Source organism: Pseudomonas sp. MT3 (assembly GCF_054720805.1).
The window spans coordinates 14,836-26,630 of record NZ_JBTVPY010000006.1 but is presented as its reverse complement, the minus strand read 5'-3'; the positions used below and the strand labels follow the sequence as shown (position 1 = coordinate 26,630).

At 64.9% G+C, this 11,795-nt stretch carries 11 protein-coding genes and 1 pseudogene; 10 read left to right on the top strand and 2 right to left on the bottom strand.

The window, feature by feature from the left end:
* Positions 1 to 183 precede the first annotated feature (183 nt).
* Positions 184 to 1,236 carry an AraC-like transcriptional regulator QhpR gene (gene qhpR / locus ACYCAX_RS07790; RefSeq protein WP_294980089.1) on the bottom strand — a complete coding sequence of 351 codons (1,053 nt, stop codon included), beginning with the start codon at positions 1,234 to 1,236 and terminating at the stop codon, positions 184 to 186.
* A 346-nt stretch (positions 1,237 to 1,582) separates the two neighbouring features.
* Here qhpR and eat point away from each other — a divergent pair, with 346 nt between their 5' ends.
* The 8 genes and pseudogenes from eat to ACYCAX_RS07750 all read left to right on the top strand — a co-directional run.
* Entirely contained in the window at positions 1,583 to 2,947 is a 1,365-nt protein-coding gene (gene eat, locus ACYCAX_RS07785) for an ethanolamine permease (RefSeq protein WP_460247742.1), read from the top strand.
* Between the two features lie 11 nt (positions 2,948 to 2,958).
* Positions 2,959 to 4,353, top strand: a complete 1,395-nt coding sequence (locus ACYCAX_RS07780; protein WP_294980092.1) for an ethanolamine ammonia-lyase subunit EutB — start codon at positions 2,959 to 2,961, stop codon at positions 4,351 to 4,353.
* 15 nt (positions 4,354 to 4,368) lie between these two features.
* The gene (eutC, locus tag ACYCAX_RS07775) at positions 4,369 to 5,166 is read left to right on the top strand and encodes an ethanolamine ammonia-lyase subunit EutC (protein ID WP_294980094.1); all 798 of its coding nucleotides are present in this window, start codon (positions 4,369 to 4,371) and stop codon (positions 5,164 to 5,166) included.
* A 340-nt stretch (positions 5,167 to 5,506) separates the two neighbouring features.
* Positions 5,507 to 5,971: a GNAT family N-acetyltransferase gene (locus ACYCAX_RS07770; protein WP_294980096.1), complete on the top strand. Its 465-nt coding sequence runs from the start codon at positions 5,507 to 5,509 to the stop codon at positions 5,969 to 5,971.
* A gap of 318 nt (positions 5,972 to 6,289) precedes the next feature.
* On the top strand, positions 6,290 to 6,949 hold the full coding sequence (locus tag ACYCAX_RS07765) for a DedA family protein (RefSeq protein WP_015475561.1): 660 nt from the start codon (positions 6,290 to 6,292) through the stop codon (positions 6,947 to 6,949).
* Positions 6,950 to 6,956: 7 nt separating this feature from the next.
* Positions 6,957 to 7,775: a M90 family metallopeptidase gene (locus ACYCAX_RS07760; RefSeq protein ID WP_294978770.1), complete on the top strand. Its 819-nt coding sequence runs from the start codon at positions 6,957 to 6,959 to the stop codon at positions 7,773 to 7,775.
* Positions 7,776 to 7,855: 80 nt separating this feature from the next.
* Positions 7,856 to 8,386, top strand: a complete 531-nt coding sequence (gene ppa / locus ACYCAX_RS07755; protein WP_015475559.1) for an inorganic diphosphatase — start codon at positions 7,856 to 7,858, stop codon at positions 8,384 to 8,386.
* Positions 8,387 to 8,799: 413 nt separating this feature from the next.
* Positions 8,800 to 8,964: pseudogene (locus ACYCAX_RS07750) on the top strand (isochorismate synthase); the annotation flags it as partial.
* A gap of 81 nt (positions 8,965 to 9,045) precedes the next feature.
* Here the strand turns inward: ACYCAX_RS07750 and ACYCAX_RS07745 are convergent.
* Positions 9,046 to 9,810 (bottom strand): FadR/GntR family transcriptional regulator, encoded by a 765-nt coding sequence (locus ACYCAX_RS07745; protein WP_015475557.1) that lies wholly within the window; start codon positions 9,808 to 9,810, stop codon positions 9,046 to 9,048.
* Between the two features lie 221 nt (positions 9,811 to 10,031).
* Here ACYCAX_RS07745 and ACYCAX_RS07740 point away from each other — a divergent pair, with 221 nt between their 5' ends.
* Both ACYCAX_RS07740 and ACYCAX_RS07735 read left to right on the top strand, forming a co-directional pair.
* Positions 10,032 to 10,772: an SDR family oxidoreductase gene (locus tag ACYCAX_RS07740; protein WP_460247741.1), complete on the top strand. Its 741-nt coding sequence runs from the start codon at positions 10,032 to 10,034 to the stop codon at positions 10,770 to 10,772.
* Between the two features lie 21 nt (positions 10,773 to 10,793).
* Positions 10,794 to 11,639 (top strand): fumarylacetoacetate hydrolase family protein, encoded by an 846-nt coding sequence (locus ACYCAX_RS07735; RefSeq protein WP_294978762.1) that lies wholly within the window; start codon positions 10,794 to 10,796, stop codon positions 11,637 to 11,639.
* Positions 11,640 to 11,795 lie beyond the last annotated feature (156 nt).

Below are 11,795 nucleotides of genomic sequence, written 5' to 3'. Positions count from 1 at the left end.
ATCCATCCGCCCGGTTCGCGCCGGGCGCGTCCTCACATCGATCCTTGCGCGGCCCACGGGCCGCGCTTTTTTTTGCCTGGGGAAAAGCGGCTTTTCGTAGGAGCGAGCTTGCTCGCGAACCTGCCAGGCTGCAGAGCTGCCGGGGAATCCGTTCGCGAGCAAGCTCGCTCCTACAGATGAGCCTCAGCTGGCGTCGCTACGCCACTGCCGCGGACTGACCCCGAACCAGCGGCGGAAGGCGCGGGAAAATGCGCTGGTCTCGGAGTAACCGAGCAGCGGCGCCAGCTCGGAGATGGGTCGCTGGCGCTGGCGCAGGTAGTGCAGCGCCAGCTCGCGACGGGTGTTTTCCACCAGTTGGCTGAAGCTCAGGCCAGCCTCGCGCAGGCGCCGCTGCAGGCCGGCGGTGGTGAGCTCCAACTGCTCGGCGACGGCCTCCAGGGACGGCTCGCCATCCGCCAGCGCCAGGCGAATCTGCGTACCGGCATCCTCCACCAGGTTCGGCGCGCCGCCCTGCTCGCCCAGGCGACGGATCACGTCCTGCACCAGGAACAGCAGGTTGGCGTCACGCTCGGGCATCCGCCGGTCGTAAAGATCGCGCTTGGGGATCAACATCGAGTTGCAGCCACGCTGGAACAGCACCGGCGCATCGAACACCCGCGAGTGTTCCTGCCAGCTTTCCGGGCGGGCGTGCTCGAAGCTCACCGCACGCGGCGCCCAGTCCTGGCCAAGCGCATGGCGCATCAGGTTCAGCGCCATGCCCAGGGTCAGCTCGGCGTCCTGGCGGCGCTCGAGGATGGCGCCGTGGCGCACCTGGTAATCGAAGCGATAGCACTCGCCGCAATCCACCAGGCGGATCAGGGTGTCGTGCTGGTGATAGGGGAAGGCCGCGGCGAAATTCCTCAACGCGTCTTCCAGGGTTTCCGAACAGAGGCCCACATAGCCCAGCAGGCCCAGCTCGCGCGGGCGGAACTGCTCGCCGTAGCGCAGACCGAAGTTGTCGCAACCCGACTGTCGCGCGGCCTCCTCGAGCACCTGGCAGTAGTTGGTCAGCGCCAGGCTCAGGGTCGGATGCAGCAGACGCTCCGGGTCGATGCCGGCGCGGCCGAAGACGCGATCGATGTCACCGCCCTGGTCGCCGATGAAGCGTCCCAGGCCGCTGGCGGCGGCGGACAACACGCCGATGTTGCTGGCCAGGGGCAGGCTCAGGCCGGACGGGGAAAACAGAGGCTGGCTCATGTCGGTTACCGATCTTGTTATGAAACACGCAGGGCACGTCGGACTCATCCACGAAGCAAATCCCGTGCCTCGCCCCTCATCGTCCCGGCAGTCACACACCGCGCCCTGCCTGGCCGGCAGTTGCCACCGCATGGGGCATCCGGCCCGATTTCGGCACCGTAATCGGGCGCGGCGCCCTGGGTGGGGCGATGGGTAACAGCCAGTTGACCTTGCGCGGCGAAAGCCGGTTCCAGCAGTCAAGTCTCGCGGGGCCTTGCGCCACTACCATCGAAGCTCGGGTATCCGTCCACGCCCTTGCGGCCCGCCCCCTTGCGGCCTATCCCTTGCGGAGAGAGGAATAACAACAATGAGCGCATCACAACTCAAACCAACGCTTGGCACCCTGCACCTATGGGGGCTCGCCGTGGGCCTGGTGATCTCCGGCGAGTACTTCGGCTGGAGCTACGGCTGGGCCGCCGCCGGCACCCTGGGTTTTCTCGTCACCACGCTGATCGTGGCGGTGATGTACACCTGCTTCATCTTCAGCTACACCGAGCTGACCACCGCCATCCCCCACGCCGGCGGCCCCTTCGCCTACAGCCTGCGGGCCTTCGGCAAGACCGGCGGGATGATCGCCGGCGTCGCCACCCTGATCGAGTTCGTCTTCGCCCCGCCGGCCATCGCCATGGCCATCGGCGCCTACCTCAACGTGCAGTTCCCCGGTCTCGATCCGAAGTGGGCGGCCACCGGCGCCTACGTGATCTTCATGACCCTGAACATCCTCGGCGTGAGCATCGCCGCCACCTTCGAGCTGGTGGTGACCGTGCTGGCGGTAGCCGAGCTGCTGGTCTTCATGGGCGTGGTGGCGCCGGGCTTCAGCTTCAGCAACTTCGTGCTCAACGGCTGGGCCGGCTCGGACGTCTTCGGCGCCCCGGCGATGGCCGGTATCTTCGCGGCGATCCCCTTCGCCATCTGGTTCTTCCTCGCCATCGAGGGTGCGGCGATGGCCGCCGAGGAGGCCAAGGATCCGAAACGCACCATCCCGCGCGCCTACATCGCCGGCATCCTGACCCTGGTGTCGCTGGCCATCGGCGTGATGATCTTCGCCGGCGGCGTCGGCGACTGGCGCGCCCTGTCGAACATCAACGACCCGCTGCCGCAGGCGATGAAAGCCGTGGTGGGCAACGACTCCACCTGGATGCACATGCTGGTGTGGATCGGCCTGTTCGGTCTGGTGGCGAGCTTCCACGGCATCATCCTGGGCTACTCGCGGCAGTTCTTCGCCCTGGCTCGCGCGGGCTTCCTGCCGCGCGGCCTGGCCAAGCTGTCGCGCTTCCAGACCCCGCACCGCGCCATCCTCGCCGGCGGCGCCGTGGGCATCGCGGCGATCTTCAGCGACAGCCTGATCAGCCTGCAGGGCATGCCCCTGACGGCGGCGATGATCACCATGAGCGTGTTCGGCGCCATCGTCATGTACATCATGAGCATGTTCAGCCTGTTCAAGCTGCGCCGCAGCGAGCCGGACCTGGAGCGCAGCTTCCGTGCGCCGGGCTACCCGGTGGTGCCGGCCATCGCGCTGGTCCTGGCGCTGGTCTGCCTGGCCGCGATGCTATGGTTCAATAGCGTGATCGCCTCGGTGTTCCTGGTGCTGATGATCGGCGGCTGCTCCTGCTGCAGCATCGTCATCAGCCTCAATCGCGGCACCGACGCCTCGTTCGCCAGCCAGGGTTGAGGAGAAGCGCCATGTCCGGATTCGTCCACAGCGTCGGTGGCCAGACCTGGCGCTTCGACAGCCTGCGCGAGGTGATGGCCAAGGCCAGCCCGGCGCGCTCCGGCGACCGCCTCGCCGGGGTCGCCGCCGGCAGCGACGCCGAGCGCGTCGCCGCGCAGATGGCGCTGGCCGACATCCCGCTCAAGCGCTTCCTCGACGAAGCGCTGATCCCCTACGAAAGCGATGAAGTCACCCGGCTGATCATCGACAGCCACGACCGCCAGGCCTTCGCCCCGGTCAGCCACCTCACCGTGGGTGGCCTGCGCGACTGGCTGCTCGGCGATGCGGCCGACGAAACCAGCCTGCGCGCCCTGGCGCCAGGGCTGACGCCGGAGATGGCGGCAGCGGTGTCGAAGATCATGCGCGTACAGGACCTGGTGCTGGTCGCGCAGAAAATCCGCGTGGTGACCCGCTTTCGCAACACTATGGGGCTGCGCGGGCGCATGTCCACGCGCCTGCAACCCAACCACCCGACGGACGACCCGGCCGGCATCGCCGCCAGCGTGCTCGACGGGCTGCTCTACGGCAACGGCGACGCCATGCTCGGCATCAACCCGGCCACCGACAGCCTGCAGTCGATCTGCACCCTGCTGGAGATGCTCGACGCGATCATCCAGCGCTACGAAATCCCCACCCAGTCCTGCGTGCTCACCCACGTCACCAGCTCCATCGAGGCGATCAACCGCGGCGCGCCGCTGGACCTGGTGTTCCAGTCCATCGCCGGCACCGAAGCGGCCAACGCCAGCTTCGGCGTGAGCCTGTCGATCCTCCAGGAAGGCTACGAGGCCGGGCTGTCGCAGAAGCGCGGCACGCTCGGCGACAACCTCATGTACTTCGAGACCGGCCAGGGCAGCGCGCTATCGGCCAACGCCCACCACGGCGTCGACCAGCAGACCTGCGAGACCCGCGCCTACGCGGTGGCGCGGCACTTCAAGCCGTTCCTGGTGAACACCGTGGTCGGCTTCATAGGCCCGGAATACCTGTACAACGGCAAGCAGATCATCCGCGCAGGGCTCGAAGACCACTTCTGCGCCAAGCTGCTCGGCGTGCCCATGGGTTGCGACATCTGCTACACCAACCACGCCGAGGCCGACCAGGACGACATGGACATGCTCCTGACCCTGCTGGGCGTGGCCGGCATCAACTTCATCATGGGCATCCCCGGCTCCGACGACGTAATGCTCAACTACCAGACCACCTCCTTCCACGACGCGCTCTACGCGCGCCAGACGCTGGGCCTGAGGCCGGCGCCGGAATTCGAGGCGTGGCTTGCGCGCATGGAAATCCTCCGCCAGCAGGATGGCCGCGTACAGATGGCCGGCCAACTGCCCGGCGCCTTCCGCCACGCACTCGCGCAACTGTCCTGAGTTGAGGAGTTTTCGATGAGCGACAGCTTCACCCCCAACCCCTGGCAGGAACTGCGCCGCCTGACCTCAGCGCGAATCGCCCTGGGCCGCGCCGGCACCAGCCTGCCGACCGGCGCGCAGCTGGACTTCCAGTTCGCCCACGCCCAGGCGCGCGACGCCGTGCACCTGCCCTTCGACCGCGACGGGCTGGCGGCCCAACTCGCCGAGCGCGGCCGCGACACCCTGCTCCTGCACAGCGCCGCCGCCGATCGCAATACCTATTTGCAACGGCCCGACCTGGGTCGCCGGCTGAATGAGGAATCGGCGGACATTCTGCGCCGCCATGCCGACCGCCATCCTCAGGGTTACGACCTAGCGGTGGTGATCGCCGACGGCCTGTCCTCGCTGGCGGTGCAACGTCACAGCCTGCCCTTCCTCGAACGCCTGGAAGAACAGGCGCGCAACGAAGGCTGGAGCCTCTCGCCGGTGGCACTGGTGCAGCAGGGCCGCGTCGCCGTGGCCGACGAAGTCGCCGAGCTGCTGCGGGCGAAGATGGTGGTGATCCTGATCGGCGAGCGCCCCGGCCTGTCGTCTCCGGACAGCCTGGGCCTGTACTTCACCTGGGCGCCGAAGGTCGGTCTGAACGACGCCTATCGCAACTGCATCTCCAACGTGCGCCTGGAAGGCCTGAGCTACGGCCTGGCCACGCACCGGCTGCTGTACCTGATGCGCGAGGCGTGCCGTCGGCAACTGTCGGGGGTGAACCTGAAGGACGAGGCGGAACTGCCGGCACTGGAAGGCACAGGGCCTGGGGCGAATTTCCTGCTGACCTGAGGCGCCACCCGCGGCGTGATGCTCTCTTTTTGTAGGAGCGAGCTTGCTCGCGAACCGTCCAGGTACCGGAGCTGTCGGAAAATACGATTCGCGAGCAAGCTCGCTCCTACAGTCGGTCTCCCCCTGACAAATCAGCCTTCCTGTCACCCCCCCGCAAAACTACGCAAGCAAGCTTGCTCCTGCAGACTGCGCAGACCCGTCTGCCACACATTCCAGATCAAACGCTTGCTTGGATTGCGCTTTCAACAATTTCTGGTGCAGCATCGGATACATTGCTTATCCGCTGGCATAACCCCTGCATTGCCCTGTCAGCCTATCCACACCACACCGAGGCCCGCCCATGCGTATCGTGCAAGCCACGCTCGACCACCTCGATCTGCTCGCCCCGCTGTTCGTCAAATACCGCGAGTTCTACGGCATGCTCCCCTACCCCGAGTCCTCGCGGAAATTCCTGGAAAAGCGCCTGCGCCGCAAGGAATCGGTGATCTACCTGGCCCTGGCCGACGACAGCGACGACAAGCTGCTGGGCTTCTGCCAGCTCTATCCGAGCTTCTCCTCCCTGTCCCTCAAGCGCGTGTGGATCCTCAACGACATCTACGTCGCCGAGGAAGCGCGCCGCCAACTGGTGGCCGACCACCTGCTGCAAACCGCGCGGCAGATGGCCCGCGAGACCCAGGCCGTGCGCATGCGCGTCTCCACCAGCGTCAACAACGAAGTGGCGCAAAAGGTCTACGAGTCCATCGGTTTCCGCGAAGACAGCGAGTTCAAGAACTACATCCTGCCGATCAGCGACGACCTGGTCTGACGGCTATCCCGGGGCCCGCCAGTATCAGTGGGCCGGTCGCACGCGAGTGAAGGCCGGCCATCGACTCGCCACCCGGCGCGCCGTACTTCGACCACGGCCTGAAGCCCCGCCCCGAGGCTTGGCCAGCGCCCGAACGGAGGGCTCCTGCGCATTTGTCACACGGCATTTCAGCCATCGTTCCAACCGAATTTTCACCTTCGACCTGTAATATCCTGAGCTGACGTTCGTCGCAGGACGCGATGAAGCGCGTTTCCGGCACGCAACCGCCCCTATAATGCGCACCCCGGCCGCTCACCCCGCTGTCAACACAGGCTTCTCATGGATTTCAACCCGATCGACCTGATTCTCCATCTCGACACCTACCTGTCCCTGCTAGTGAGCAACTACGGTGTCTGGATCTACGCCATCCTGTTCCTGGTGATCTTCTGCGAGACCGGCCTGGTCGTAACGCCCTTCCTCCCCGGCGACTCGCTGCTGTTCATCGCCGGCGCCATCTGCGCCACCGGCGGCATGGACCCCTGGCTGCTCGGCGGCCTGCTGCTGGTCGCCGCCATCACCGGCGACAGCACCAACTACGTGATCGGCCGAACCCTGGGCAAACGCCTGTTCAGCAAGCCGGACTCGAAAATCTTCCGCCGCGACTACCTCGACCAGACCCACGCCTTCTACGAACGTCACGGCGGCAAGACCGTGACCCTGGCGCGCTTCCTGCCCATCGTGCGGACCTTCGCACCGTTCGTCGCCGGCATGGCCTACATGCCCTACCTGCGCTTCCTGTTCTTCAGTGTGGCCGGCAGCGTGGCCTGGGTCGGCGGCCTGGTGACCCTGGGCTACTTCTTCGGCAACGTGCCGTTCATCAAGCAGAACCTCTCGCTGATGATCATCGGCATCATCGCCTTCTCCCTGCTGCCCATGATCATCGGCTTCATCCGCCACAAGATGCGCCCGTCGGCCAAGGCCCAGACCAGCGAGCACTGAGCCGGCCATGTGGTCCTTCAGCGACTGGCGCCGCCGACGCTTCCTCGCCCGCCACCCGCTCGACGCGCAGTTGTGGGCACAGGTACGCCGGCGCCTGCCGATCCTCGATGGCCTGAACGATGACGAACTGCGCCTGCTCGGCGAGCGGGCGCTGCTGTTCCTGCGCGACAAGCACCTCTCCGCCCTGCCCGGTGTCGAGCTCGACGACCTCCGCCGCCTGCTGCTCGCCACCCAGGCGCAACTGCCGCTGCTGCACCTGCCGGAGCTGAACTGGTACCAGGGCTTCCACGAACTGGTGCTGTACCCCGACGACTTCGTCAGCCCGCAGAAGCACCGGGACCCGGCCGGCGTCGTCCACGAGTTCGACGACGAGCGCGCTGGCGAAACCTCGCTGCAGGGCCCGGTGATCCTCGCCTGGCCCGGCGTGGAAAGCGGCGGCGGTTGGGACGCCTACAACCTGGTGATCCACGAACTGGCGCACAAGCTGGACATGCTCAACGGCGACGCCAACGGCCTGCCGCCGCTGCACCGCGACATGCGCGTCGCCGACTGGGCCACCGCGATGCAGAGCGCCTACGACGACATGAACCGCCAGCTCGACCGCGATCCGCGGGCTCGCACCGCCATCGACCCCTACGCGGCAGAGAATCCGGCGGAGTTTTTCGCTGTCACCAGCGAATACTTCTTCACCGCACCCGACCTGCTGCACGAGGCCTATCCGAAGGTCTACGAGCAGCTCGCACTGTTCTACCGGCAAGATCCGCTCTCGCGCCTCAAGCAGCTTCAGCGCGAGCACCCCGAATATCAGGAAACTCAGGCGCAGTAAGCGATGTCTGTGGCTTGGCCACGGCAATCTCACTATAATCCGCCGCACTTTTTCGGCCCGACAACCCCCTGGAGTCGTCCATGAGCTACAGCAGCATCCCGGCTGGCAAAGACCTGCCGAACGACATTTACGTCGCCATCGAGATCCCGGCCAACCACGCGCCGATCAAGTACGAAATCGACAAGGACACCGACTGCCTGTTCGTCGACCGGTTCATGGCCACCCCGATGTTCTACCCGGCCAACTACGGCTTCATCCCGAACACCCTGGCCGACGACGGCGACCCTCTGGACGTGCTGGTCGTGACCCCCTACCCGGTCGCTCCGGGCTCCGTGATCCGCGCCCGTCCGGTTGGCGTGCTGAACATGAGCGACGAAGCCGGCGGCGACGCCAAGCTGATCGCCGTACCGCACGACAAGCTGAGCGTCCTGTACAAGGACGTGAAGGAATACACCGACCTGCCGGCCCTGCTGCTGGAACAGATCAAGCACTTCTTCGAGAACTACAAGGATCTCGAGAAGGGCAAGTGGGTGAAGGTCGAAGGCTGGGGCGACACCGCCCAGGCCCACGACTACATCAACAAGGCCGTCGCTGCCTTCCAGGCCAAGTGATGGTGGCGCGGGTGACCGCGCCGTGAAGAGCCCCGCCCAGGCGGGGCTTTTTCATGACCGGGATTAGGCTTTTCGTCCCGACTTTGCTACCATCTGCGCCCCGCACGCAGCTCGCTGCGCTGCCACAGAATCAAGGCGGTCCGCCGTACCAGAAGTAAGGTTGGACCACCCCCTGAAAGCCGGCCACAAGCCGGCTTTTTTAATGCCTACGGAAATCCACTGGCAGCCATAAGGCTCTATAAAATCAAGGGCTTGAGGCCTAGCATTGTCTCGAGACATCCGACGAAGACTGGCAGAATCCATCGCCAAAGTGTGGGTGAAGGTGTGGGTAAGGTGAGAGGTCCCTCTTCCCAGGCCCTGGACCTCATTCGCCAGCACGAAGGTTTCGGCCGCCGCTCCCCGACGCCGAGGGCAATGGCGACTTCCTGGTGGCCTTGCGCTCGCCCATTCTGCACGAGCGGCATCGCCACCTGTTCGCCGGCTGCGGCATTGTCGAGAACTCAGGGCCCGAGGACGGGGACGAAGAGAGCGAGGCCAAGCGGCGCAGCATTTTTCACGCCCTGGAGATCGAGTCGTAATAGCCACGACGAAGCACCGGGCCAGCACTTTCGTTCAAGGAAAATGCCGTTTCCCGTGCTGGAGAAACGGCACTCTCCACCTTATCGCCCCACCTGTCCGCGCATGAAGATACGAATCACTGTATCCAGGTGGGCTTGCATCGAGATACGCGCTGCTTCCGGGTCTCGGCGCTCGATGGCATCGAGTATCCTGCGGTGCTCGTTTTCCGAGCGGTGCGGCATGTCCTCTGGCGTGTAGTGAGCTTGCAGGCGCTGGAACATCGAGCCGTAACGGTGCCCGAGCAAATGCTGGATCAACAGGCCATACGCTGGATTGCCGCTCGCCTGGGCGATACGGATGTGGAAGAGCCGGTCCCCTGGGTGGGTCTGGGAACGCCCGAGGTTATCCTCGACGTTGCGTTCGAACGCCTCGCGAATCCCCCGAAGCTCCTCGTCGCTCGCCAGCTCCGCCGCCAATGCCGCGCATTCGGGCTCGACCAGGCGGCGCGCCTGCAACAGTGAGAACGGGGGGATTTCCGCGTTGAAGTCGACCTCTATACCCAGTTCCGGGTCGATCTCGCGCCACTGATCACGTGAAGCCAACTCCATCACGGGAGCATCGACCAGTTCCATCGGCGGTTCACAGACGATCACCCCGTTGCCGACGCGCACATCCACCAGGCCAATGACCTCCAGGGCGATCAGCGCCTCGCGCACCGAAGCGCGACTGACGCCAAGCTGCTTGGCCAAATCACGCTCGGCAGGCAAGCGGCTGCCGGGTGGAAACTCGCCACTTTCGATCAAGGCTCTGAGCTGGTCGGCTATCTGACGGTAAAGTCTTTTGTTATCAACAACTTGTAATGGCATCTAGAGACTCGACAGGCAAGTGTGTGACGACTCATCGGCGAAAAATTTCTATGCCTGAACTTGTAGGAATATTTTTCACGTGCTAACTATTGGCTCAATGGTCAGGCCATTGAACCCTGGAGTCCGAGTCATCATAGCAAAGATGAAGCCAGAATCCGGGGCTTGCCGCACCTCAAATGGCCTGACCTTTGATCCATTAATAATAAATATCAGGAGTCAGTATGGACCTTGCCGGTAAAAGGGTTCTCCTTACCGCCGCAGCTCAGGGCATCGGCCGCGCCAGCGCCGAAACCTTCCTTGCCGCCGGTGCCGAAGTGATCGCGACCGATGTCAACGGCGACGCTCTCGCCAGCCTGGCCGGCGCCCAGCAGGAAATCCTCGATGTCACCGATCCCCAGGCCATCGTTGCGCTCGCTCAGCGCGTGGGCCAGATCGATGTGCTGTTCAACTGCGCCGGCTATGTGCACAGCGGCACGATTCTCGAGTGCGACGAGAAAGACTGGAATTTCTCTTTCGAACTCAACGTCAACGCCATGTACCGCATGATCCGTGCTTTCCTCCCCGGCATGCTGGCCAAGGGCGCCGGCTCGATCATCAACATGGCCTCGGTGGCATCCAGCGTGAAAGGCGTGCCCAATCGCTTCGCCTACTGTGCGAGCAAGGCCGCGGTGATCGGCATGAGCAAGGCCATTGCCGCGGACTACATCGGCCAAGGCATTCGCTGCAACGCCATCTGCCCCGGCACCGTCGAGTCGCCCTCCCTGCGCCAGCGCATCGCTGCGCAAGCCCTCGCGGAGTCGCGTAGCGAGAGTGATGTCTACGCCAGCTTCGTCGGCCGCCAGCCCTTGGGGCGCATCGGCACGCCCGAGGAAATCGCCCAGTTGGCGCTGTACCTCGCCGCCGACGCCTCGGCCTTCACCACCGGGACCGTGCAGGTCATCGATGGCGGCTGGAGCAACTGACCCAATCTGTGGAGTGACCCGATGAAACTTCTACGATATGGCGCCAAGGGCGCCGAACGCCCCGGACTGCTCGACGCGGACGGCCGGCTCCGCGACCTTTCCCAGCACATCGGTGATATCGCCGGTAACGTGCTGACCCCCGAGGGTCTCGACGGCCTGCGCCAGCTCGATCCGCGAAGCCTGCCGCTGGTGGATGGGACGCCGCGCCTCGGCGCCTGCGTCGGCCAGGTCGGCAAGTTCATCTGCATCGGCCTGAACTATGCCGACCATGCCGCCGAATCGGGCATGGAAGTGCCCGCCGAGCCGGTGATATTCAACAAGTGGACCAGTGCCATCTGCGGCCCCGACGATGACGTGGAAATCCCCCGCCAGTCGACCAAGACCGACTGGGAAGTGGAACTGGGCGTGGTGATCGGCCGTGGCGGCCGCTACATCGACGAAAGCCGGGCGCTGGAGCATGTGGCCGGTTATTGCGTGATCAACGATATCTCCGAGCGTGAGTACCAGTTGGAACGCGGCGGCACCTGGGACAAGGGCAAGGGCTGCGATACCTTCGGCCCGCTCGGTCCGTGGCTGGTGACCGCCGACGAGATCACCGACCCGCACCAGCTGGACATCTGGCTGGAAGTCGACGGCAAGCGCTACCAGAACGGCAATACCCGCACCATGATCTTCCGGGTACCGCAGATCATCGCCTACCTCAGTCGCTTCATGAGCCTGCAACCGGGCGACGTGATCTCCACCGGGACCCCACCGGGCGTTGGTCTGGGCCTGAAGCCTCCAGTCTATCTGCGCCCTGGCCAGCACATGCGCCTGGGTATCGATGGCCTGGGCGAACAGAACCAGCGCACGGTACAAGCCGACTGACCCCGCGGTCGGCACGCTGCCGGCCGTACCAGAACAAGAACCTGTTTACGGTCTCGCGAGCTAGAGCGGAACAAGGCGAGGACACGGAGTCTACGAGTTGTAAATGGCACGTACTCGCTTCGCGAGCCCCCACGGGGGCCGCACTGAAGTGCGTTA